The sequence below is a fragment of the Comamonas denitrificans genome (genome assembly GCF_017368815.1).
Classification (GTDB): Bacteria; Pseudomonadota; Gammaproteobacteria; order Burkholderiales; family Burkholderiaceae_C; genus Comamonas; species Comamonas denitrificans.
The window spans coordinates 1-22,965 of the sequence record NZ_JAFNME010000025.1 but is presented as its reverse complement, the minus strand read 5'-3'; the positions used below and the strand labels follow the sequence as shown (position 1 = coordinate 22,965).

Below are 22,965 nucleotides of genomic sequence, written 5' to 3'. Positions count from 1 at the left end.
TATGAACATCCAACGCTTTCTTGCTCCCACTTCGCGTGAAGCCTTAGCCAAAGCACGGTCTGTTTTTGGCGAAGGCACACTCATTTTGTCCAACCGCGCCACCGCCCAGGGCGTGGAAGTCATGGCCACGGCCGAAGACCACCTGCAGCACATGGACCGTGGCCAGAAAACCAGTCCCGGGCTGCGTGCCGCCATCCAGGCGCGGGCGGCCGAAGAAACCCGCCCCTTGCGCAAAACTGCGGCCCCCATCATTGCCCCGCAGGCCCCAGCGCCTAAGCCGGTGGCCGCTGCTGTGGCACCGCGCATGGCCGCGCCGGTGCACGTCAGCCCCCGCCAAAGCGTGGCCGAAGATACCGAACAGCTGGCCATGAGCACCCTGTCCTTCCAGGATTACGTGCGTGAGCGCATGCTGCGCCGCCGCAGCGAAGGCATCCAGGCGGCCGAGTTGCCTGAAGACCAATTGCCCACCTTCGCCCGCAAAGCCCGCCAAGACAGTGCCCAAGCCACCATGCCCCAGGTGGTGCGCCAAAACCCCCTGCGTGCCATGGCCGCAGAGGTGCCGGCCAGCAAAAACCTGGCGGCCAGCCCCGCCACCAGCCAAGGCATGCTGCAAGAGCTGCAGACCGTCAAAAGCCTGATCGAAGAACGCTTCAACACCCTGGCCTGGCTGGGGCAAACGCGGCAAAACCCGTTGCACTCCAACCTGATCTTGAAGTTGATTCGCGCCGGTTTTTCGCCCGCCTTGGCCCGCACCCTGATTGAGCGCATGCCCCAAACCGGGGCCCCGGCAGAATCGCTGCGCTGGCTGATGCAGGTGCTGGAGCGCAATTTGCGCACCGATGCCTCGGCGGCGCCCATCTACGATGTGGGCGGCGTGTTTGCCTTGATCGGCTCGACCGGGGTGGGTAAAACCACCACGGCGGCCAAACTGGCCGCCCTGTGCGCCCAACGGCACGGGGCGCAAAACGTTGGCCTGATCACGCTGGATACCTACCGGGTCGGTGCCCACGAGCAACTGCGCTCTTATGGCCGCATGCTCGGTGTCGTGGCCCATTTGGCCCATGACAAAGCGGCCTTGAAAGATTTGCTGGGCCTGCTGTCGGGCAAGAAAATGGTCATCATCGACACCACCGGTGTATCCCCCCGCGACCCCCGCAAGGACGATATTTTGCAAGTGCTGCAGCTGCCTGGCGTGCAGCAACTGCTGGTGGCCAATGCCGGCTGCCATGGCGACACCTTGGATGAATCCTTGGCCGCGTTCAAGCACCACAATTGCCGCCAAGCCATCCTGTCCAAGGTGGATGAAGCCGTCAAACTCGGCCCGGCGCTCGATGCCCTGATTCGCCACCAAATGGTGTTGCGCGGGGTGACCAACGGCCAGCGCGTGCCTGAAGATTTTGACCGTGCCGTGGCCAGCAACCTGATTGCCAGCGCGATGCGGGCGCACAGCAAATCGGCGTTTGACCCCAGCGCGCTGGATTTGGACTTTTTCTATGCAGATTCCCCCTTGGGGGCCGCCAGCGGAGGTTTTCATGCTTGACAGTGGTTGGCACCAGGGCAGCAGCCTGCTTGGCCAGTCCAGTGGGCAGCTGCGGGTATTGAGCGTCATCCCCTCGGGCGAGGTGGAGGACTTGCACGCCCTGTGGCAAGCCTGCGCAGCGTTGCAAGCGCAAGGCTACCCGGTGATGATTTTGGATGGCCTAGAGAGCGAAACCGACCAAGCCCCAGGCCTTGAAGACGTGCTGCAAGGCTGCAGCAGCACCGCGCTGCCGGCGCACCTGACCCAGTCCCACGCCATTGCCAGCTTGCCTGCGGCGCGGGGCTTGCAAGAGTTGGCCGATTGGGCGCAAGCCAGTGGCCAGCCGCCCTTGGGGCAGCTGTACCGGCATTTTCGCAACCACGCGCTGCTGGTGGTGCTGGCCCCGGCCCCCTTGCTGGGGGCGGTGTGCAAGGGGGTGCAGCAAGCGCCCTGGTTGCTGGTGCCCACCAAACGCCACAGCGTGGTGGCGTGCTACCGCGCGCTCAAGCAAGTGTTCATGGACACCGGGGTCATGCCCCAGTTGCTGGCGTTGCGCCCGGCGCATACCGGGTTGGACCCGCTCTTGAAATCTATAGCGCAGTGCGCACACCACCATTTACATGTTGAGCCTTTGGCCCAGCAAATCGACCCAGAACACCCCCGGCAGCTACAGCGCTGGGCGCTACAATGCTTGGAGCAGGGGCAGGTGATTACTGCGCCTGAGCCCGCAATGCTGCCCGCCAGCCTGTTTGCGCCTTGCGCCACCCCTTCACCTGCGTGGAATCATTGAGTTGATGTACACCGCCCACGGTCAATTAAGCCTTGATACCTTGATCCGCCAGCACGCCCCGCTGGTGCGGCGGATTGCGCAGCACATGATGGCCCGGTTGCCGCCCAGTGTGGAGCTGGACGATTTGATCCAGGTGGGCATGATTGGCCTGGCCGATGCCTTGTCGCGCTACGAAACCAGCCATGGGGTGCAATTTGAGACCTTTGCCAGCCAGCGCATTCGTGGTGCCATGCTCGATGAACTGCGCGGCAGCGATTGGATGAGCCGCAGCGCCCGCAAAGGCCAAAAAGACATTGAAAGCGCCATCCACCGCCTGGAGCAAAGCCTAGGCCGAGCGCCCAAAGAATCCGAAATCGCCGAGGCCATGGAGCTGGAGCTGGCCGAATACCAAGAGCTGCTGGGCCGGGTGCGCGGCACGCAATTGATTTATCTGGAAGACATGGGCCAAAACGGCGATGAGGGCGAAAACTTCCTCGATCGCCATGTGGCCGATGCCCAGGCCGACCCCTTTGCCCAGTTGCGTGACCATCGCTTGCGCCAGGCGCTGGTGGAGGCCATTGAGAACCTGCCCGAGCGCGAAAAATACGTCATGGCCATGTACTACGAGCACGATATGAACCTGAAAGAAATCGCCGCCGTCCTGGAAGTGACCGAGTCGCGCATCAGCCAACTGCACAGCCAAGCCATCGCACGGCTGCGCACAAAAATGCGTTTGCATTAAGGGCTTAAGTTCTTTCGCAAAGCGCCGATAAAAAAGAAGGCCCTGGACACTTGGGTGTTCCAAGAGGTCTGGATCAAAGAGATTGGTAGGTGTGAGCGGTAGTTTTCTCGCTTTTGTTATAGCAACAACCGCAGCACAATAGGCATTAAGGCAACAGTTACCCGCAGGGTGGCGCATGCAGTTGAAGGAGTATTCACCATGGCAATTTCATCCGCAGGGATCGGCAGTGGCTTAGATGTCGCCAAAATCGTCGAGCAGACGGTTGCGGCGGAAAAAATCCCGCTGAAGAAACTTGAGTACAAAGCCGAAGGCATCCAAACCCAAATTTCGACCTACGGCGAAATCAAATCGCTCACCTCCAAATTGGGCGACATCGCCTCCAAACTCACCCGCGACAGTGCCTGGAACGGCGTGAGCATCAGCTCCAGCAACCCCACCCTCTCGGGCACCATGACCGGGATTGCGGCCACCGGCACCTACAACATCAAGGTCACGGACCTGGCCCAGGCCCAAACCACGGCGCTTGGCGGCACTGGCGGCGCTGGCGGTAGTGCCTTGGCCAAAGACCAAGCCATGGGAGCGGACGGCACCATCAAGCTCAAAATGGGCGCGGTGGAAAAAGATATTAGTGTTTCTAGCTCGGACACCCTGACCAAGATTGCCACCAAGATCAACGAAGCAGAAATGGGCATTCAAGCCTCGGTGGTCACTGACGTGGATGGCAAAGAGCGCTTGATGCTGCGCTCAAAGGAAACCGGCACCGACAAGGCATTTACGGTGGATTTGAGCTCCGCCCCTACAGTGCTGGGGCAGAACACCACCCAAAATGCCCAAAATGCCAAGGTGGAGCTCAATGGTTTGGTCGTCGAATCCAGCAGCAATACCTTTGCCAACACCATCCCCGGTATGTCGTTTACCGTCTCGGAAGTCACCAGCACGGCGGCCACGCTGAATGTGAAAGCCGACACCGAGGCAATGAAGAAAAACATCCAAGAGTTTGTCGAGGCCTACAACGCACTCAACGACCTGCTGACCCAATCGACCAAGTACGTCGAAGAGAGCAAAACCGCAGGGGTGCTGCAAGGCGATAGCGCCACCGTGAGCTTGCAAAACTCCTTGCGCATGCTGACCCAAGGCATCTCGGGCAGCACCGGGGGGTTGACGCGCTTGGCCGATATCGGCATCCAGATGCAAGAGGGCGGCAAACTCAGTATGGACACCACCAAGCTGGACAAAGCATTGACCAATATCGACGACTTGAAAGGCTTGTTTGCCAATAAAGCCGACAGTCTGGGGCAGGGTGGCGGGATTGCCGTGAACTTCAAGAACTTCACCGACAAGCTGCTGTCGTTTGACGGGACGCTGAACACGAAGACCGACTCGCTGGAGCGCACGCTCAAGAGCAACACTGCCGAGCAGGACAAGGTCAATAAACGCGCCGAAGCGCTGGAGACACGGTTGTATGCGCAGTACTCGGCGCTGGACGTGAAAATGTCTTCGCTGAATGCGTTGAATTCCTATGTCTCGCAAATGGTGACTACGTGGAATAACTCGAAGAGCTAATACCCCCCTTCAGGTCGGCACCGCGCTTGTACTTTTTACGATTGCCAAGGATTCGCATGTTTTCTTCTCCAGGATTCAACAGGGCCAATGCCTACCGCCAGGTAGGTGCGCATTCGGGGGTGGAAAACGCCTCGCCCCATGCCTTGATACAAATGTTGTTCGATGGCCTGTTTCAAAGCCTGAATGCTGCTCGCGGTGCGATACAGCGTGGCGAGGTGGAGGAAAAAGGACGCCATTTGGGCAAGGCCGTGCGTATCTTGCAGGAAGGGCTGGCGGCGGGCCTCGATCTGGAAAAGGGCGGGGAGCTGGCCGGAAATTTAAAGCTGCTGTATGACTATTCGGTCAAGCAGCTGACCCACGCCAACGTCCACAACGACGTGGGCCTGGTCGAGGAAGTGATTGGGGTGCTGCAGCCTGTAGCACAGGGATGGAAAGAAATTGGCCCAGAGGGCAACACAACTGCTGGCGCGTGACGGCGTTAAGGAGTGAGGGAGATGGAATTGTTGGATTTTTACAAAGCAATCGAGACCAAGAGCACGGACATGCTGCAAGCCGCCATGAGCAGCAATTGGCAAGCAGTTGCCGATTGCGAAAAAGCCTGCGCGGTGCTGATTGGTGAGTTGCGTGCCCAAGCCGAGGCGCAAACCTTATCCGCCCAAGAGCGCAAAGAAAAGACCCGCATCATGCAGCGCATTCTGCGCAACGATGCCCAAATCCGCCTGCTGGCCGAGCCGTGGCTGGCCACGCTGGAATACATGGGCACGGCCCCGGCTGGTTCGGCCCTGCATTGATGCACCACTTGGTTTAACGCCCTCCAAGGTGTTCTCTTAGCCCGGATAGCTTGTTTATCCGGGCTTTTTTCTTGGGCTTTATATAAAAAAGTGAGCTGCTACCGCTTGATAGATAAGCGGTAGCGGCCAAAAACACTAAAAATTAGCGCAAGAATAATTGGTAGGCCGGATTGCTGGTTTCCTCCACCCAGGGGTAGCCCAGGCTTTGCAAGAACTGGGCAAACTGCGCCCCATCCTTGGCGGGCACTTGCAGGCCGACCAAAATGCGCCCGTAGTCGGCCCCCTGGTTGCGGTAGTGAAACAGCGAGATGTTCCAGTTGGGGGCCATGAGGCTGAGGAACTTGAGCAAAGCCCCCGGCCGCTCAGGAAAGACAAAGCGCAGCAGGCGCTCATCCTGCGCCAGGGCCGATGCCCCGCCCACCATGTGGCGCAAATGCTCTTTGGCCATGTCGTCGTGCGTTAAATCCAGGGCGGCAAAGCCGTGGCCCTGGAAGTGCTCAACGATGCGGGTCGATTCGCCGGGGGCCGTGGTCGATAGCCCGACAAACACATGGGCGCGATCATGGTCGCTGATGCGGTAGTTGAACTCGGTGACGCTGCGCGGGCCGCCGGGCAGCAGGTCAATCAACTGGCAGAAGCGGCGAAAGCTGCCGCGCTCTTCGGGCATGGTCACGGCCAGCAGGGCCTCGCGCTCTTCGCCCACATTGGTGCGCTCGGCGACAAAACGCAGGCGGTCAAAATTCATGTTCGCACCGCACAAAATCGCGGCGTAGGTTTCACCCTCGGTTTGGTGCTCGGCCACGTACTGCTTGATGGCAGCCACCGCCAGGGCCCCGGCAGGTTCAACGATGGAGCGGGTGTCCACAAAGATGTCTTTGATGGCCGCGCACACCGCATCGGTATCGACCACAACAAAATCATCGACCAGGTTTTGCGTGATGCGGAAGGTCTCTTGCCCCACCAGCTTCACCGCCGTGCCGTCCGAGAACAGGCCCACATCGGCCAGCTCCACGCGCTGACCGGCCAGCACCGACTGGCGCATGGCATCCGAATCTTTGGTTTGCACGCCAATGACTTTGATGTCCGGCCGCACCGCCTTGATGTAATTGGCCACGCCAGAAATTAAACCGCCGCCGCCAATGGCGACAAACACCGCATCCAGCCGCGGGCTGCCCAGCTTTTGCAGCTGTTGCAGCATCTCCATGGCCACGGTGCCCTGGCCGGCAATCACGTCGGGGTCGTCAAAGGGGTGGATAAAGGTCAGGCCTTGCTTTTCCTGCAGCACCACGGCGTGCTGGTACGCGTCGGAATAGCTCTCGCCGGCCAGCACCACTTCGCCGCCCAGCGCGGCCACGGCATCAATTTTGAGCTGGGGTGTGGTGGTGGGCATCACGATGATGGCGCGGCAGCCCAGCTTGCGCGCGCCCAGGGCCACGCCCTGCGCATGGTTGCCGGCCGAGGCGCAAATCACCCCCCGCTCCAGTTGCCCCGGGGTGAGGTTGGCCATTTTGTTGTACGCGCCGCGCAGCTTGAAGCTGAACACCGGTTGCTGGTCTTCGCGTTTGAGCAACACTTTGTTGCCCAGGCGGCGGCTTAAGTTTTTGGCCACTTCCAGATCGGTTTCCAGGGCCACGTCATAGACGCGGGCGTTCAGGATGCGGGTGAGGTAATCGGCGGGCGTGAGTGCCGTGGTGGCAGGGGGCAAGGTCGTCATAAAAATTGAAGCTACGGGGGCGGGCCGGTGCCGGTGCCGCAAAATCGAACATCATAGGCACTGCGCAACCCCTTGGCGGCAGTGCAGCACGAAGCCGGGCATCGCCGCTTCTATGGACAGGCCGCTGTGAGTGGACGAAAAAAAACCCTAGGCGGTAAGGCCTAGGGTTGGAATCCACCTTTGGAGGGTGGAGGAGACAACAGGTGCGATAAAGTCGCGATATAGGGATTGTATGTAGATTTTTGCTGCATTGCAACAAACCCCCCGCAAATTTAATTCACAAGGAAATTGCATGAAATGCACAGTCAGCTGGACGGGTGCCAGCGGAACCCGCTCCCACATGGGCTTTGTTGCCGAAACCGGCAGCGGCCATATCGTGAATATGGATGGTGCGCCCGATGAGCGCACCCCCACCAACGGTGGCCAAAACCTGGCCGCGCGGCCCATGGAGCTGCTGCTGGCGGGCATGGGCGGCTGCACCGCGTACGACGTGGTGCTGATCTTGAAGCGCGGCCGCCATGCGGTGCGCGGCTGCACGGTGGAGATTCAGGCCGAGCGCGCCGAGGTTGAGCCCAAGGTGTTCACCAAGATCAATCTGCACTTCACCGTCACGGGCCAGGGCCTGCCCGCAGCGGCGGTGGAGCGGGCCATTGCCCTGTCGCACGAGAAGTATTGTTCGGCCAGCATCATGCTGGGCAAAACCGCCGAAATCACCACCAGCTTTACGGTGGGGGAATAAAGCGCATAAAAAAAGAGCTGCAACCGCAGCTCTTTTAACGTTATCCGGCTAAAAACTCATCCAAAGCCGCTTGTGCAATGCGCCAAGCGCTTCCTATTTTTCTGCCTTTTAGGTTTCCCGCTTCCAGCTCGGCCAGCACATCGGCCACCTCCACGCCCAGCAACTGGGCCGCTTGCTCGGGGGTGTACACCTGCAACACCGGGGCCGCAGCAGGTGCGGTGGTTGGTGTTGGTGCCGCCGCACCGGGCAGAAAGCCGCTGGCGGCCGGGGCCGGTTGCTGCATTTGCTTCATCATCTCTTGCGCCATGCCAAAGCCCATGGCCATGCTGGCGGGCAGGGTGGCGGCGCTGTCACCGCCATTGGCCATGGCCTGGCCCATCTGGTATTTCACGTAATCGTTCAGGTTGCCAATGGCGGTCATGCTGGAGCGCTTGTCAATCGCTTGCTCCACCTCGGCCGGCACCGAGACGTTTTCCAGAATGAAGCTGGTGATTTCCAGCCCGTATTTATCCACCACCGCCGGGTTGATGACCTGCACCAGCGCCTCGCCCAGATCGCTGTAGCGCGTGGCCACGTCCAGCACCGGGATTTTGGCCTTGGCCAGCGCCTCGCTAAAAATACTCACGATGCGCGAGCGCATGGTGTCGGCGAACTCATCCAGGCGAAAGTTTTGGTCGGTGCCCGCCACTTCTTTCAGGAACAGCGCCGGCTGCACGATGCGAAAGTCGTACGTGCCAAAGGCGCGAATGCGCACCACGCCAAAGTCGGGGTCGCGCACCGTCACCGGGTTGGCCGTGCCCCATTTGTTGCCCGTGAACAGGCGCGTGTTGATGTAGTACACATCGCACTTGAAGGGCGACTGAAAGCCGTACTTCCAGCCGTAAATGGTCGATAGCACCGGAATGTTCTCGGTCGAGAGCGTGTGCTTGCCCGGGCCGAACAGGTCGGCGTACTGGCCCGCAGCGACAAACTGCACCTGCTGCGACTCGCGCACGATGAGCTGGGCACCGTTTTTGATCTCCTTGTCCTCATCGGGCCAGCGGTAGGACAGGGTGTCGCGCGAGTCGTCCGTCCACTCGATCACTTCAATCAATTGGCTTTTGATGATGTTCAGGATATTCATGGGCACAGCTCCTTAATAACGGTGGGGCATTGTAGAAGGGCGCAGCGGGCCTAAAATCAGGCCCTTTTGCTTTGCGGACGCACTTTTTTGCCGACCGCGCCAGAGAATAAACCTAGACCCAAGCGACAACGGCCATGCTCACCTTCCAAGACATTATTTTGAAACTGCAGACCTACTGGGCCAACCAGGGCTGCGCCCTGCTGCAACCCTATGACATGGAAGTGGGCGCTGGCACCAGCCACACCGCCACCTTCCTGCGGGCCATCGGCCCCGAGCCTTGGAAGGCCGCCTACGTGCAACCCAGCCGCCGCCCCAAAGATGGCCGCTACGGCGACAACCCCAACCGCCTGCAGCACTACTACCAATACCAGGTGGTGTTGAAGCCCGCCCCGGCCAACATCCTGGAGCTGTACCTGGGCAGCCTGGAAGCCCTGGGCTTTGACCTGAAGAAGAACGACATCCGCTTTGTCGAGGACGATTGGGAAAACCCCACCCTGGGCGCGTGGGGCCTGGGCTGGGAGGTGTGGTTGAACGGCATGGAAGTGACCCAGTTCACCTACTTCCAGCAAGTGGCCGGCATCGACTGCAAGCCCGCCACCGGCGAAATCACCTACGGCCTGGAGCGCCTTGCCATGTATTTGCAGGGCGTGGACAACGTGTACAACCTGACCTGGACCGAAGGGCCGGATGGATCCAAGCTGACCTATGGCGACGTGTACCACCAAAACGAGGTGGAGCAATCGACCTACAACTTCGAGCACTCCAACGTCGATTTTCTGTTCACCGCCTTCACCGCGCACGAACAGACCGCCAACCAGCTGATTGCCGCCGAGCTGGCCCTGCCCGCCTACGAGCAAGTGCTCAAGGCCGGCCACACCTTCAACCTGCTGGACGCACGCGGCGCCATCAGCGTGACCGAGCGCGCCGCCTACATTGGCCGCATCCGCAACTTGGCCCGCGCCGTGGGCAAAAGCTACCTGGACAGCCGCGCCCGCCTGGGCTTTCCCATGGCCCCCAAGCAGCACGCCGACGAAGTGCTGGCCGAACTGGCCAAAGCCGCAGAAAAACAAAAAAAAGCCGCTTAATTTTAAACAAATTTGCCATCTAACGCTTACCCAGTAAGCGCGAGTAGCTCCTAAATTATTATGACCACTGCCAACCTGCTTGTTGAACTCTTCGTTGAAGAACTCCCCCCCAAAGCCCTGCAAAAATTGGGCGATGCCTTTGCCAGCGTGCTGCACGACCAGCTGGCCGCGCAGGGCTTGACCACCGCCGCCTCGGCCGTGACCGCCTACGCCTCGCCGCGCCGCCTGGCGGCGCACATCAGCGCCGTGCTGGCGCAAGCGCCCGACAAAGCCGTCTCGCAAAAGCTCATGCCCGTGGCCGTGGGCCTGGAGGCCGATGGCCAACCCAAACCCGCCCTGCTCAAAAAACTCGCCGCCCTGGGGGCCGATGCCAGCGTGGTGCCCAGCCTGCAGCGCGTGCATGACGGCAAGGCCGACGTGCTTTACTTTGCCAGCACCGCCCAAGGGGCCAGCCTGGCTGCCGGCCTGCAAAAAGCGCTGGATGAAGCCGTCGCCAAGCTGCCCATCCCCAAAGTCATGACCTACCAGCTGCCAGACGGCTGGAGCAGCGTGCATTTTGTGCGCCCCGCCCATGGCTTGGTGGCGCTGCATGGTGCCGACGTGGTGCCCGTTTCCGCGTTGGGCCTGCAAGCGGGCAACAGCACCCAAGGCCACCGGTTTGAGGCCACGGTCAATCCCGTCGTGCTGCACAACGCGGACAGCTACGCCCAGCAGCTGCGTGACCAAGGGGCCGTGATTGCCAGCTTTGCCGAACGCCGCGCCGACATTGTTCAGCAGTTAAAACAGGCTGCAGACAAAGTGGGTGGCGGGGTGGTAGCTATCGAAGATGAAGCGTTGCTGGACGAAGTCACCGCCCTGGTCGAGCGCCCCAACGTGCTCATCTGCCAGTTTGAAGAAGAATTTTTGGCCGTGCCGCAGGAATGCCTCATCCTCACCATGAAGGCCAACCAAAAATACTTCCCCCTGCTCGATGCCCAGGGCAAGCTCACGCACCAGTTCCTGATCGTCAGCAACATCGCCCCGCACGATGCCAGCGCCGTCATCCAGGGCAACGAACGCGTGGTGCGCCCGCGCCTGGCCGATGCCAAATTCTTCTTTGACCAAGACCGCAAAAAAACCCTCGCCAGCCGCGTGCCGCAATTGGCCAAAGTGGTGTACCACAACCAACTGGGCACCCAGGGCGAGCGCGTCGAGCGCGTGCGCGCCATTGCCAAAGCCATTGCGGTGCAGCTGTTTGACAACCTGGGTGCCCAGCACGCCAGCCTCAGCAGCCACGAAGGCCAAGTGGCCGAAGAATGGCTGCTCACCTGCGTGGACAACGCCGCCTTGCTGGCCAAGACCGATCTGGTCACCGACATGGTGGGCGAATTCCCCGAGCTGCAAGGCACCATGGGCGCGTACTACGCCCTGAACGATGGCCTGCCCGACACCGTCGCCCACGCCATTGAAGACCACTACAAACCCCGCTTTGCCGGCGACCAGCTGCCGCGCGACAACGTGGGCCTGGTCGTGGCGCTGGCCGACAAGCTGGAAACCCTGGTCGGCATGTTCGGCATCGGCAACCTGCCCACCGGCGACCGCGATCCGTTTGCGCTGCGCCGCCATGCCCTGGGCATCATCCGCATGCTGGTAGAAAAAGCCCTGCCGCTGGAGCTGGGCCAGCTCATCGCCCGCGCCGTACCGGTGTTTGGCGACAAAATCCAAGACCCGGCCGCCGCCCTGCAAGACTTCTTCTACGACCGCCTGGCCGTCAGCCTGCGCGAGCAAGGCTACAGCGCCCAAGAAGTCGATGCCGTGCTGGCCCTGCGCCCGCAGCGCCTCTCGGACGTGGCCCAGCGCCTGGCAGCAGTGCGCGCCTTTGCCGCGTTGCCTGAAGCCCCCGCCCTGGCCGCCGCCAACAAGCGCGTGGGCAACATCCTGAAAAAAGCTGAAACGGCAGTCCAGCCCCAAGTCAATGCCGCCCTGCTGCACGAAGCCGCTGAAAAAGACCTGTACGCCGCCCTGCAAACCATCGCCGCCCAGGCCCAGCAGCAACTGCAAGCGGGCGACACCACCGCCCACCTGCAAACCCTGGCCGCCCTGCGCGCGCCGGTGGACGCGTTCTTTGAGCACGTCATGGTCAATGCCGACGATATGGCGCTGAAAAACAACCGCCTGGGCCTATTGGCCAGCCTGCACCAGTGCATGAACCAAGTCGCCGACCTGGCGCGGCTGGCGGGGTAAGCGCATGCACCCCGACCCCACCGGTGCAGATACACGCCTGTGCCGGTGGTTGGTTTTGCGCCCCTGGCTATAATCGCCGGTTTTTATTTGAGGGCAGCTATGCCCATACAAGACCGCGTGTTTGAGGCGCAGACCTTCCCGCAAGCTTTTCCCCTAGAGCAATTTCACCGCCCTGTGCTGCTGGCACCCCATCCCGACGATGAGGTGTTTGGCTGTGCAGGGCTTTTGGCTTTGTGGGCCCAGCGTGGCGTACAGGCCCGGGTGGTGGTGCTGACCGAGGGCCAAGCCCAGGGGGAGGGTGCCCAGCGCCAGGCAGAAAGCCAGGCCGCCGCCGCTGTGCTGGGGGGCTATGCCCTGGATTTTTGGCAACTGCCCGATCGCGATGTGCGCTGCACCCCTGAGCTGCAGCAGCGCATCGCCGCCTACGTGCAAGCACACCAGGCCGACGTGCTTTTGGTGCCTGCGCTGCATGAGCCCCATCCGGATCACCAAGCCTGCGCCTTGGCCGCACTGTGGAGCTTGGTACAGCTGCCCCAGGCGGTTGATTTGTGCTTTTATGAATCGGGCACGGCCTTGGTGCATTGCTCGCATCTGGTGGACATCACCAGCGTGCAGGCACAAAAAATCCAGGCCATGCAGGCCTTTGGCTCGCAAGAAGAGGTGCAGCCCTACAGCAGCCGGATTGCTGCGCTGAACCACTTTCGGGCCATCACCCTGGGGCCCCAGGTGCAGGCGGCAGAAGGGCTGCAGTGGCTGCCCCTGGCCCAACAAGGCTGGTCGGCGCTGTTGCCGGCACTCGACCCCTTGTTTCTGCACCAGCGCGGCCAGGCCATCGTGCCGCAGGACTTGCCCTTGGTCAGTGTGCTCATTCGGACCATGGGCGACCCCCGCCTAGAGCAGGCCATTGCCAGCGTGTGTGCGCAAAACTATCCGCAGCTGGAAATCATCGTGGTGGCGGCACACGGTCAGTCGCAGCCCCCGGCCTGGGTCGATGCTTTGCCGCATCGGGTGCGCTGGGTGTCCCTGCAACGCCCGCTGATACGCCCACAGGCTGCCAATGCCGCCCTAGAGCATGCACAGGGGCAATACTGCATTTTTCTGGACGACGACGACATCTTTGCGCCAGGGCATATTGATAAGTTGGTGCACGCCCTGCAATCGCAAGCCGGTGTGCATGCTGCGCACACCGACACCCAGGTGGTCAATCCCCAGGGGCAGGAAGTGCTGCGCTATGACCGCCCTTACCAAAGTCAGCGGTTGATTTTTACGAATATTTTTCCTATCCACAGTGTGCTATTTGCACGCAGTTTGGTGGCCCTGCAGGGCTGTCGCTTTGATGAAGCCCTGCCCGTGCTGGAAGACTGGGATTTTTGGCTGCAGGTCAGCACGCACACCTCCTTTGTGCATGTGCCCGGCTGCAGCGCTATCTACCGCTACAACGATCGCTCCCAATTACAAAGTGATGCCCAGCACGCGCACCACCACCTGCAGTGGCGCGAGCAGGTCATGCAGAAATGGCTGTCGCAGCTGCCGCCCCAGCGTATCGCTGCCGCCGGGGCGTGGTTTGCCCAGCAGCTGGACCACCAAGAGCAGCATCGCGCCTACGCAGAAAACCAGCTGCTGCAGCGCGAACACACGCTGCAGCAGACCCAACAGGCGCTGGGGCAGAGCCAGCAAGACTTGGCATGCAACCAGCACCAACTGCAGCACACCCAGCAGGCGTTGCAGCAGAGCCAAACAACCCTGCAAGCGATTTATGCCTCCAGGGGATGGCGCTGGCTCAGCTGGTTGCGCCGAATGAAAAAGCGTCTTTCAAGGGGCGGCAATTGAAGCTACGTCACCACTTGGAACGGGTCGAATTTGACCAAGGCATTATTCTGTTGCAAGGCTGGGTGGCCTTGGTTGGTCATCCTGGCCAGCAGCCTACGCTGCAACTGCATGGTCGTGACCCTCAAGGCAACGCCTGGGTGCAGGAACTCGCATTTAACCGCGATCGCCCGGATGTGGCGGGGGAGCTAGGCCTGTCACCAGCCTTGCAGCGCTGTGGCTTTTTTTACTATGCGGCGGTGCCCGAAGGGCAGGTGCTGGAGCTGTGCGCCCACACCGATGGCGCGCGCCTAAGCTTGCACCGCTGGGCCGACCCACTGGACAAAAATTCCAACACCGCGCCATTCCCCAGTCGCCTGCACCAGCACCTGCGCACCTGGCGCTATTTTTTAGGGCGCAGCTGGAGCCTGCTGCGCAGCGGCCAGTGGCGCGGCTTTAAAGAACGCGCCACGCGCCACGCCCGCAGCGCCTGGCAGGTGGCGCAACTGGTGCTCAAACCAGCAGCAGCGGCCCAGCCTGAAACCCTGCCCCCGTGGGATTGCCTGGTGGTGGACCACGACCTGGGCGGGGGTGCCAACCAATACCGCCGCCACCAGCTGGCCCAGGAGCTGCTGGCTGCCTCAGGCCAGGGCAGCCGCGTAGCGCTGCTGACCTTCTCTGTGCTCACGCTGCAGTACGTGGTGTACCGCATCCTGCCCGAGCAGCGCCAAGAGCTGGTGACCCGTGGCACCTGGTCGCAGCTGCAGGCTTGGCTGCAGCGCAGCCGCATTGCCCATATTTTTTATAACAACGCGGTTTCTTTTCCCCAAGCCTTGCCCTTGGTGCAAGCTGTGCAGACTTATTGTCAGCAGCACGCTTGTCGCCTCACGGTGGCGATGCACGACTACTTTCCGATCTGCCCCTCCCAGCATTTGTTGCAGGCCGAAGGGCGCTACTGCCAATTGCCCGATACCGCCACGTGCCAGACTTGTCTGGCGCGGTCAGAGCAGGCCATGGTCACCCTGTACCGCCACCATGGCATTGAAGCCTGGCGTGCTGTCTGGGGGCAGCTGCTGGCGACGGCTGACGAGGTGCGCATTTTCGACCCCAGTGCCCAGGTGGCCTTGCAGCGTGCTTACCCCGATTTGACCTTGCCCTTGAGCCTGCGCCCGCATGCCGTGGCCCCCCTGAGCCAGGCCGAGCAAGACCAGCTGCACGCTTGGCAGGCGCAGAAAAAACGCCCCTCGGGGCGCATTGGCATCGTCGGCTCCATCACCTCGGCCTACAAGGGCGAGCAACCCGTGTCGGACTTGGTTCGCGCCATCGCCGACGGCGGGCACCCCTATGAAGTCGTGGTACTGGGGGAGTGCGCTGCTATGCCCGGGCTGCCCTTGCGCAGCACCGGGCCCTACCGCGCATCGGAGCTCACTGCGCTCATCATTCAACACGACATCGACATTTTCTTCTTCAGCTCGGTAGGGCCAGAAACCTTCTCCTACGTGCTGCATGAGCTGGAGCGCTACCAGCTGCCCGTGGCTGCTTTCGATTTGGGGGCGCAAGCCACCTTCTTGGCACGCTATCCCCAGAGCATTTGCCTGGCACTGACCGACAGTGCCGAGCAAGTGCTCCAGAAACTAGAGCCTTACCTGCGCTCGCCCACCCACTAACTTATTTGTTTTGCCATGCTTCATATTTTTACCAGTGCTGCCGTTAACTACATTCCCAAAGTGCGGTTATTGACCGAGTCGATCAAAAAATTCCACCCTGAGGCACGCATCCATTTGGCGCTGGCGGACGAGCGTCCAGAAAACATCCCACTGGATATGTTCGACAGCGTCTGGAGCCCCGCCGACCTGGGCATCGACAACTGGCGCAGCTGGGCCTTTGGCCACGCCATTGTGGAGCTGGCCACCGCCATCAAACCCTTTGTGCTGGAAAAGCTTCTGGCCAACGATGGTGACCGCGTGATCTACATGGACCCCGACACCGTCATGTACTCGCGTCTGGACGATGTGCTGGCCACCCTGGAGCACAACAGCATTGCCCTGACCCCCCACCAGACCACCCCCGAAGACGACTGGATGGCTATTTGGGACAACGAAATCTGCTCCCTCAAACACGGCGTGTACAACCTGGGTTTTGTGGCCGTTGCCGCCACCGATGCCGGGCGTGCTTTTGCCGCATGGTGGCGCGAGCGCTGCCACCGTCTGTGCATCGACGACATCCCCAACGGCATCTTCACCGACCAGCGCTGGGTGGACCTGGCCCCGGCCCTGTTCCCAGAGGTGGCGATTTTGCGCACCCCGCGCCTGAATGTCTCCACCTGGAACCTGTCCAAGCGGCGCATCACCCGTGAAGATGGCCAGTTTCATGTAAACGGCGAACCCCTGGGCTTCTACCATTACACCGGCTTTGACAAAGGTGCGCACCGCATCATGGCGCAGCGCTATGCCGTACACAGCCCGGTAGTGTTTGAAATGATCGACTGGTACGAGGCTGCCATTCAAGTCACCGCCGCAGACCCATTGAGCCAGCACCAATGGGCTTTTGCCAATTTTGACAATGGGCAACCCATCAGCAAGCTGCAGCGGCGCGTCTATCGCATGCGCGAAGACCTGCAAAAAGCCTTTCCCCATCCTTTTGACCACACGGGCTTTGCTGCCTGGTGGGAGAAAAATGGCGTGCATGAGTATTCTGGGAATAAAAGCGATATGTCGGCGCTGTCCATGGTATCGGCACCCAAGAAAACCATTTGGTCTGCCCTGAGTGGGATTCTTTCGCGTCCCGCCATGTTCGGTGTTTACATGGCACGCGCGCGCCAAATGATTGCAGAAAAAGGATTCAAAGGCTTTTTGTGCGAAATTCGCGCACGCATGTAATAAATACCATGCAGCAAAAATCGTACTATTTCGATACGATAGACATATTGCGTGGCTTTGCTGCAATATCTGTTGTTGTTTACCACGTCATTGAGCATTTTCAGTGGAACAACTTTCCTGCAACCTGGCCCTGGCTTTGGTTCAGGGTCGGTTGGATGGGGGTGGATTTATTTTTTGTCATTTCTGGATTTGTCATCGGTCTTTCGGCATTTTCTGAAATCGATAAACGTGGGGAGCACGCCTTCAGGCCCGGGTTCTTTCGGCGCAGACTCGCGCGCATTGTTCCCTTGCACTACTTAACCATGTTGGTGTTTATCGCCTTCATATCCCCCCACCTGCTTTTTCAGCATTTGTTTTTGAACTTAGGTTCGCACCTGCTGTTTCTACACAACCTGGTGCCCCAATTGCACGGGGCCATCAACGGCAGTAACTGGTCGCTGGCCACAGAGATGCAGTTTTATGTGCTGATGCTGCTCATCGCCCCGTGGCTCAGGGTAGGGCGCTGGTGGGGCATTGCCTTGGTTTTTCTGCTTACAGCGTGGCTTTGGCGGGCAGGGGTCAGTGCCTGGGTGCAACCGTCAGAATCATCGGGATTTTTCCCCGTGTTTGTTGCCGCCACCCAACTGCCGGGCATGTTGGATGAATTTTTGGCGGGTCTGCTTTTGGCCAGGTTGGTCAGGTCAGATTACGGCAAAACCATGCTTCAGAAAAAAGGCATGACCCAAATAACAATTGCCATCTTGGCTGGCATTTCTTTATATTTTACATTGCGCATTTATGCGTCTTATGGCAGCTACTGGGATTATCCGCTGATGGTGACCTTCTGGCGCAGCCTATTGGCGGTTTCGTTTGCATTGGTTTTATTGTTTTTTATTACCTTAAGGTTTACGGGGAAAAATAAAAACCATGCTGGCACCTGTCAGCTATCTGGGCACCATATCCTACGGAATATATCTGTGGCATCTACCGGTTCTCTTATCATTAAAAACGCTGGATTGGCTTAAGCCAGAGCTTGCCCTCATGTGGTGCCTGGTTATCACCTGCATATTGGCATCAGTTTCTTGGCATTTCTTTGAAAAGCCTTTGATGGACAGATTTAATCCTAAAGCAAATATTCAATAATTCTTATAAACATCATGCCCCAATGGATCTACCTCTACCGCCAATGGCTGCTGCGTGAACTGCAGCTGCGCTTTCGCAGCTCTGCCCTGGGGGTTGCCTGGCTGGTGCTGCAACCGCTGGCGCAAATACTGCTGTTCACCCTGGTCTTCTACAAATTCTTTCGGGTGCGCTGGCCCGCTGGTGATGGCAGCATCAGCGAATACAGCTTGCAAGTCTTCATTGGCCTGACCTTGTTTGCCTTCGTCTCGGACGTTATCAACCGTGCGCCCTCCAGCGTCAGCAGCTTCCCGTTTTTAATCACCAAAGTGCGCTTTCCGCTCTTGCTGCTGCCCAGCGTGGTGGTGGGGGCGGGCACCGTGCAACTGGGGCTGTCCCTGTGCATTGCCATCGGCTTTGCCCTGTGGCGCGAGGCGCATTGGCAAGCCCTGGCGCTGCTGCCTTTGGCGCTGCTGCCGCTGCTCATCTATGCCCAGGCGCTGGCCTGGTTGCTGGGGGCAGCAGGCGTGTACCTGCGCGATATTGGCCATCTGGCCCCCTCGGTCAGCAGCCTGCTGATGTTTTTGTCGCCCATTTTCTATCCTGCCTCCATGATTCCTGCCGGCATGCAGTGGTTGATCCAGTGCAACCCACTGGCCTGGTCGGTCGAATTGGTGCGTGGCGTGCTCATGCATGGCCAGCCGATCGACTGGTTGGGCTGGGGGGCACATGCGCTGGCCGCCTGTGCGCTGCTTGTCTTGGCACGCTGGTTTTTCATTCGCATTCAACCGGGGTTTGCCGATGTCCTCTGATACACAGCCCCCCGTCCTGAGCTTTCAGGAGGCGGGCAAAACCTACCCCCCCCAGCGCACCCCCCTGCGCCAGCTGTGGGGCCACCTGCGTGGCAGCCAGCGCCTAGAGGCTGGCGGCTACACCGCCTTGCAGCCCGTCAGCTTTGACATCCTGCCCGGCCAGTCGGTGGGCATCGTCGGCCTCAACGGTGCGGGCAAATCCACCCTGCTGCAGCTGGCCGCCGGCACCCTCACCCCCAGCAGCGGGCAGGTGCGTAGCCAAGGGCGCATCGCCGCCTTGCTGGAGCTGGGCTCGGGCTTCAACCCCGAAGCCACCGGCATCGAAAACATCTTCCTCTACGCCGCCACCATGGGCTTGACGCATGCCCAGGTCAGCACGCGGCTGGATGCCATCTGCGCCTTCAGTGGCCTGAGCAGCGAGCACCTGGCCATGCCCGTCAAAACCTACTCCAGCGGCATGCAAGTGCGCCTGGCGTTTGCGGTGGCCACCAGTGTCGAGCCCGACATCCTCATCGTCGATGAAGCCCTCTCCGTGGGCGATGGCGTGTTCGCCAAACGCTCCTTCGACCGCGTCATGCAGCTGCGCGAAAACGGCACCTCCTTGCTGCTGTGCTCGCACGCCCTGTTCCATGTGGACCTGTTTTGCGAGCGCTGCCTGTGGCTGGAGCAAGGGCGCATCCGCGAATTTGGCCCCACCAGCGCCGTGCTGCCGCGCTACCAAGAGTATCTGGATGGGGTCAATCGCCAACCGGGCATCGACGCTGTCAGCGCCACCGTGCAAGCGCACGCCGCCTCGGCGCTGCCCGACCCGTCTGATCATCCGTCCGACCCATCCGCGCCCCCTGTGCCGCCCGACACCCCTGCGCCAGCCCCTGCGGCCGTCGCCCGCTTTATCCAGGTCGAAGTGGGCCTGGATGACACCGTCGGCACCGAGCTGCGCGGCCACACCGGCAGCAGCACCTTGCACGTCGATGCCACCGTACACACCAGCGCGCAAGAACCCCACCCCCTTGTCGCCGTGGTGATCTCCTCTGAAAGCGGCAAAATCCTCGGCTCCGGCCACTGCCCACCGGGCACCGTGCAGGCCCACAACGCCCAGGGCCACGCCCAGGTGCGCTACACCTTGCCCCAACTGCCCCTGAACAAAGGGCGCTACCGCGTCGGTGTCTATCTCCTGTGCGCACAAGGGCGCTACGTGTACGAGTGGATGGACCCCATTGCCCACATCGAGCTAGAGCACAGCGGCCAGCACCAAGGCCCTTGGCTGCTGGCGGGGGACTGGACGCAGGTGCCCCATGGCTGATCGCAGCACCCCCCCCACCTTGCTCAGCGACTGGCAACTGCACACCGCCCACCGCAGCCAGGATGCGCAGCTGCGCACCCTGTTTGCGCAAGTCTTTGGCCACACCATGGGCCAGCAGGAATGGGACTGGAAATACCGTGGCACCGACCTGCGTGGCAGCCTGCTGACCAAAGCCTCCACGGGCGATGCCATTGCCTTCTTTGGGGGCATGCCGCGCACCTTCAGCCACCAGGGGCGCACCATCCAGACCGTACAAAACGGCGATGTCATGGTGCGCATGCAAGAGCGCGGCGTGTTTTCGCGCAAAGGGGCGCTGTTTCAGGTGGCACAGCACTTTTTCAGCCAGCACTTGGGCGCTGGTGCCCCCTATGCGTTTGCCTTTGGCTTTCCCAACACCCGCCATTTTCAGCTCGGCCTCAAGCTCGGCCTGTATCGCCAGGCGGGCTGCTTGCAACAACTGCGCTGGACAGCCCAGCCTGCGCCCTGGCAGCGCCTCTGGGCCGTGCAAACGCTGGCGGCCGATGCGCCCCTGACCGCCCTGGATGCCCTGTGGCCCCAGATGCAAGCCAGCTGGCCCCAGCACTTTCTGCCCCTGCGCAGCGCCAGCCACTGGGCCTGGCGCTACCAGCAACGCCCTGGCGTGGACTACCACCTGCTGCTGGTGCGCCAGCGCCTTACCGGCAAACCCCTGGCGGCACTGGCCCTGCGCCTGCATCCTGAGCATTGCGACTGGCTCGACTACCTCGGCCCCCGCCAACACCTGCCCCACGCCATTGCCGCCGCCCGCGCCTTTGCCCACCAGCACCAGCGCCCAGTGCAAGCGCTGGTCAGCGATGCCGTGGCATCCGACTTCTGTGCCGCCCAGCCCCAGGGCCTGCACAGCAGCCCGTCCGACATCTCCATCCCCACCAATGCGATTGATGCCGCAGGCCCCACCGCCAGCGTGGCCCCCTGGCAGGGGCACCTCTGGCTCATGGGCGGCGATTCAGACTTTATGTAGCCACAGCGACTTCTGCCCCTTCAGCCCAGGCCGTTAGCTGGGCGGGGGTCAGCACCAGCAAATCATTGCCATCGCGCTCCACAATGCTGCGCCCCTGCAGCAGCTGAAACACCCGCGACACCGATTCGCGCGTCAGGTTCACCATGATCGCCAGCTCTTGGTGCGTGGGCACCTGCGGGATGCGCCCCTGCTTTTCCATCTGCACCAGCAGCGCACACACCCGTTGCACCGGCGTGGCCAGACCCAAAATGCGCCGGTGCTCTGACACCCCGCGCAAGCGCTGCGACAGGCGCAGGCACAGCGCCTCGGCCAGCTGCGGCACCGCAAACAGCACCGGGCGGATCAACTCCTTGCCAATGCTGATCACTTGCGAGCGCATCAACGCCGTCACGTACTCTGGCTGCGGCTGGTTGTCCACCAGCGCCACCTCACCAAAAAAATCGCCCGGCTGCACAAAGTACAGCCCCACCTCACGCGCATCCGCCGTAAAGTCCAGGCCCTGCAGGCGGCCATCCAGCAAAAAATTCAAACACTGGCCCGCCGCCCCCTTGTGCAGCACCACCTCGCGCTTGGCGTAGGCCGTCACCTGGGCATGCTGCGCCAAATGCGCCACCGTCACCTGGGGCAGGTGCGACAGCAGCGGCAGGGCAGACAAGGCAGACACAACAACAGGCATGCGGCAAACAATCCCAAGGCACCAAAACCAAGTGCAAACACACAAATAAAAGCCGCCAAGTGTAAAGCCGCCGTTTGTCGGTCACCCTGGCGCGGCCTGGCCCCGGGCCTGCGCCTGTGATTGCACGCACAGACAGGCCCCGCTGGGCACATGCAAAATAGTCGGCTTGATTGGTTATTGGCGCTTGGGCCACCTTTATCTCTTTACTGTTGCACCGCACCATGTTTTCCCTTGCCCCCCGTTTTTCTGTACTTGCCCTGGCCGCCGTGCTGGTGGCAGCGGCCTGCCCACGCGCAGGGCAGGCCGGGCAAGACGCTGCGGCACTGCCGCCCCAGGCCACGTTAGCGCCCAGCGCCGCCATTGGGCGCATCACCCTCACCCTTGGCAAAGCAGACATCTTTCGCGCTGACGGCCAGCGCCGCAGTGCCCGTGCTGGCGGCAGCATCTGGGTGGGCGACCGGGTTGAAACCGCTGCGGGCGGCCATGTTCACATCCGCTTTGTCGATGAAGCCCTGGTCAGCGTGCGCCCCAACAGCCGCCTGGTGGTCGAGGACTACCACTACAACCCGGCCCAGGTTCACCAATCCCTGGTGCGCTTTCGCCTTGACCAAGGCGTAGCCCGCGCCATCTCCGGGGCCGCGGCCGAAGGTGCCCGCGAGCGCTTTCGCCTCAACACCCCGTTGGTTGCCATTGGCGTGCGCGGCACCGATTTTGTGGTGCGGGCCGATGCGCAACAAGCCCAGGCCCAGGTCAATCAAGGGGCCATCGTCATGGCCCCGCTGACCGCCCCCGAATGCCAGGCCCAGGCCACCGGCCCCTGCGGCGGCAGTGCGGCCCAATGGCTCAGCGCGGCCGACATGCCCGGCATGCTCATGCAATACCGCAACTACTTTGCCCAGCCCCAACTGCTGGCCCAAGACATGCCCCCCCGGGAGGCAGATGCGCAACTTGCCAGCCACACCCGCAGCGCACACAACCTCTCTCCCAGCCCGGTCTCGGCCACCGCCACTGTCACTGCCAGTGCGCAAGCAAGCCTGACTCCTGGCAGCCAGCAAGAGGTGCAAACCGTCCTGGCGCAAGACACAGTGCAGCAACTCAACGTTGCCTTGGCACGGCCCACCCC

At 61.3% G+C, this 22,965-nt stretch carries 20 protein-coding genes; 17 read left to right on the top strand and 3 right to left on the bottom strand.

Going from position 1 to position 22,965, the window contains the following annotated elements; all coding sequences use genetic code 11:
• Nucleotide 1: 1 nt before the first annotated feature.
• From flhF to J1777_RS11045, 6 genes are all read left to right on the top strand, one after another.
• Nucleotides 2-1,540 carry a flagellar biosynthesis GTPase FlhF gene (flhF, locus tag J1777_RS11070; RefSeq protein ID WP_207575756.1) on the top strand — a complete coding sequence of 513 codons (1,539 nt, stop codon included), beginning with the start codon at nucleotides 2-4 and terminating at the stop codon, nucleotides 1,538-1,540.
• Complete coding sequence (locus tag J1777_RS11065) at nucleotides 1,533-2,309, top strand: hypothetical protein (protein ID WP_207575755.1); 777 nt, start codon at nucleotides 1,533-1,535, stop codon at nucleotides 2,307-2,309. Before flhF ends, J1777_RS11065 begins: the two co-directional genes overlap by 8 nt.
• 4 nt (nucleotides 2,310-2,313) lie before the next feature.
• A complete protein-coding gene (locus tag J1777_RS11060) occupies nucleotides 2,314-3,030 on the top strand; it encodes an RNA polymerase sigma factor FliA (protein ID WP_207575754.1) in 717 nt (238 codons plus the stop codon).
• A 198-nt stretch (nucleotides 3,031-3,228) separates the two neighbouring features.
• Entirely contained in the window at nucleotides 3,229-4,593 is a 1,365-nt protein-coding gene (gene fliD, locus J1777_RS11055) for a flagellar filament capping protein FliD (protein WP_207575753.1), read from the top strand.
• A gap of 56 nt (nucleotides 4,594-4,649) precedes the next feature.
• Complete coding sequence (gene fliS, locus J1777_RS11050) at nucleotides 4,650-5,066, top strand: flagellar export chaperone FliS (RefSeq protein ID WP_207575752.1); 417 nt, start codon at nucleotides 4,650-4,652, stop codon at nucleotides 5,064-5,066.
• A gap of 21 nt (nucleotides 5,067-5,087) precedes the next feature.
• Nucleotides 5,088-5,384: a flagellar protein FliT gene (locus tag J1777_RS11045; protein WP_207575751.1), complete on the top strand. Its 297-nt coding sequence runs from the start codon at nucleotides 5,088-5,090 to the stop codon at nucleotides 5,382-5,384.
• 142 nt (nucleotides 5,385-5,526) lie between these two features.
• On the opposite strand, the gene ilvA is transcribed toward J1777_RS11045, so the two are convergent.
• Nucleotides 5,527-7,098 (bottom strand): threonine ammonia-lyase, biosynthetic, encoded by a 1,572-nt coding sequence (gene ilvA / locus J1777_RS11040; protein ID WP_207575750.1) that lies wholly within the window; start codon nucleotides 7,096-7,098, stop codon nucleotides 5,527-5,529.
• A gap of 292 nt (nucleotides 7,099-7,390) precedes the next feature.
• Here ilvA and J1777_RS11035 point away from each other — a divergent pair, with 292 nt between their 5' ends.
• Nucleotides 7,391-7,837, top strand: coding sequence for an OsmC family protein (locus J1777_RS11035; RefSeq protein WP_207575749.1), 447 nt, complete (start codon nucleotides 7,391-7,393; stop codon nucleotides 7,835-7,837).
• A gap of 40 nt (nucleotides 7,838-7,877) precedes the next feature.
• Here J1777_RS11035 and J1777_RS11030 read toward each other — a convergent pair whose 3' ends face one another.
• Nucleotides 7,878-8,960, bottom strand: a complete 1,083-nt coding sequence (locus J1777_RS11030) for an SPFH and helix-turn-helix domain-containing protein (protein ID WP_207575748.1) — start codon at nucleotides 8,958-8,960, stop codon at nucleotides 7,878-7,880.
• Between the two features lie 134 nt (nucleotides 8,961-9,094).
• Here J1777_RS11030 and glyQ point away from each other — a divergent pair, with 134 nt between their 5' ends.
• From glyQ to J1777_RS10985, 9 genes are all read left to right on the top strand, one after another.
• A complete protein-coding gene (glyQ, locus tag J1777_RS11025; RefSeq protein ID WP_207575747.1) occupies nucleotides 9,095-10,045 on the top strand; it encodes a glycine--tRNA ligase subunit alpha in 951 nt (316 codons plus the stop codon).
• Nucleotides 10,046-10,105: 60 nt separating this feature from the next.
• Nucleotides 10,106-12,268, top strand: a complete 2,163-nt coding sequence (glyS, locus tag J1777_RS11020; RefSeq protein WP_207575746.1) for a glycine--tRNA ligase subunit beta — start codon at nucleotides 10,106-10,108, stop codon at nucleotides 12,266-12,268.
• A gap of 99 nt (nucleotides 12,269-12,367) precedes the next feature.
• Nucleotides 12,368-14,098, top strand: a complete 1,731-nt coding sequence (locus tag J1777_RS11015; RefSeq protein ID WP_207575745.1) for a PIG-L family deacetylase — start codon at nucleotides 12,368-12,370, stop codon at nucleotides 14,096-14,098.
• On the top strand, nucleotides 14,095-15,741 hold the full coding sequence (locus J1777_RS11010; protein ID WP_207575744.1) for a glycosyltransferase family protein: 1,647 nt from the start codon (nucleotides 14,095-14,097) through the stop codon (nucleotides 15,739-15,741). The genes J1777_RS11015 and J1777_RS11010 overlap by 4 nt, the downstream gene beginning before the upstream one ends.
• Nucleotides 15,742-15,756: 15 nt before the next feature.
• Entirely contained in the window at nucleotides 15,757-16,953 is a 1,197-nt protein-coding gene (locus J1777_RS11005) for a glycosyl transferase (RefSeq protein WP_207575743.1), read from the top strand.
• Between the two features lie 8 nt (nucleotides 16,954-16,961).
• A complete protein-coding gene (locus tag J1777_RS11000) occupies nucleotides 16,962-17,957 on the top strand; it encodes an acyltransferase family protein (RefSeq protein WP_207575742.1) in 996 nt (331 codons plus the stop codon).
• A gap of 132 nt (nucleotides 17,958-18,089) precedes the next feature.
• A complete protein-coding gene (locus J1777_RS10995; RefSeq protein ID WP_045266120.1) occupies nucleotides 18,090-18,863 on the top strand; it encodes an ABC transporter permease in 774 nt (257 codons plus the stop codon).
• Nucleotides 18,853-20,166: an ABC transporter ATP-binding protein gene (locus J1777_RS10990; RefSeq protein WP_207575741.1), complete on the top strand. Its 1,314-nt coding sequence runs from the start codon at nucleotides 18,853-18,855 to the stop codon at nucleotides 20,164-20,166. The genes J1777_RS10995 and J1777_RS10990 overlap by 11 nt, the downstream gene beginning before the upstream one ends.
• Entirely contained in the window at nucleotides 20,159-21,166 is a 1,008-nt protein-coding gene (locus J1777_RS10985; protein WP_207575740.1) for a GNAT family N-acetyltransferase, read from the top strand. The genes J1777_RS10990 and J1777_RS10985 overlap by 8 nt, the downstream gene beginning before the upstream one ends.
• Here the strand turns inward: J1777_RS10985 and J1777_RS10980 are convergent.
• Nucleotides 21,159-21,830: a cyclic nucleotide-binding domain-containing protein gene (locus J1777_RS10980; RefSeq protein WP_207575739.1), complete on the bottom strand. Its 672-nt coding sequence runs from the start codon at nucleotides 21,828-21,830 to the stop codon at nucleotides 21,159-21,161. The two genes, J1777_RS10985 and J1777_RS10980, sit on opposite strands and share 8 nt — an antisense overlap.
• Nucleotides 21,831-22,063: 233 nt before the next feature.
• Here J1777_RS10980 and J1777_RS10975 point away from each other — a divergent pair.
• The coding region (locus tag J1777_RS10975; RefSeq protein WP_207575738.1) for a FecR family protein at nucleotides 22,064-22,965 on the top strand (902 nt) is incomplete at its 3' end.

Bases quoted from the DNA above. Each gene is read 5' to 3' on its own strand.
- J1777_RS11035 (WP_207575749.1), top strand. From the start codon at position 7,391: ATGAAATGCACAGTCAGCTGGACGGGTGCCAGCGGAACCCGCTCCCAC.
- J1777_RS10990 (WP_207575741.1), top strand. From the start codon at position 18,853: ATGTCCTCTGATACACAGCCCCCCGTCCTGAGCTTTCAGGAGGCGGGC.
- J1777_RS11000 (WP_207575742.1), top strand. From the start codon at position 16,962: ATGCAGCAAAAATCGTACTATTTCGATACGATAGACATATTGCGTGGC.
- ilvA (WP_207575750.1), bottom strand. From the start codon at position 7,098: ATGACGACCTTGCCCCCTGCCACCACGGCACTCACGCCCGCCGATTAC.
- J1777_RS11060 (WP_207575754.1), top strand. From the start codon at position 2,314: ATGTACACCGCCCACGGTCAATTAAGCCTTGATACCTTGATCCGCCAG.
- fliD (WP_207575753.1), top strand. From the start codon at position 3,229: ATGGCAATTTCATCCGCAGGGATCGGCAGTGGCTTAGATGTCGCCAAA.
- J1777_RS11065 (WP_207575755.1), top strand. From the start codon at position 1,533: ATGCTTGACAGTGGTTGGCACCAGGGCAGCAGCCTGCTTGGCCAGTCC.
- glyS (WP_207575746.1), top strand. From the start codon at position 10,106: ATGACCACTGCCAACCTGCTTGTTGAACTCTTCGTTGAAGAACTCCCC.
- glyQ (WP_207575747.1), top strand. From the start codon at position 9,095: ATGCTCACCTTCCAAGACATTATTTTGAAACTGCAGACCTACTGGGCC.
- J1777_RS11030 (WP_207575748.1), bottom strand. From the start codon at position 8,960: ATGAATATCCTGAACATCATCAAAAGCCAATTGATTGAAGTGATCGAG.
- flhF (WP_207575756.1), top strand. From the start codon at position 2: ATGAACATCCAACGCTTTCTTGCTCCCACTTCGCGTGAAGCCTTAGCC.
- J1777_RS11045 (WP_207575751.1), top strand. From the start codon at position 5,088: ATGGAATTGTTGGATTTTTACAAAGCAATCGAGACCAAGAGCACGGAC.
- J1777_RS11015 (WP_207575745.1), top strand. From the start codon at position 12,368: ATGCCCATACAAGACCGCGTGTTTGAGGCGCAGACCTTCCCGCAAGCT.
- fliS (WP_207575752.1), top strand. From the start codon at position 4,650: ATGTTTTCTTCTCCAGGATTCAACAGGGCCAATGCCTACCGCCAGGTA.
- J1777_RS11005 (WP_207575743.1), top strand. From the start codon at position 15,757: ATGCTTCATATTTTTACCAGTGCTGCCGTTAACTACATTCCCAAAGTG.
- J1777_RS10985 (WP_207575740.1), top strand. From the start codon at position 20,159: ATGGCTGATCGCAGCACCCCCCCCACCTTGCTCAGCGACTGGCAACTG.
- J1777_RS10995 (WP_045266120.1), top strand. From the start codon at position 18,090: ATGCCCCAATGGATCTACCTCTACCGCCAATGGCTGCTGCGTGAACTG.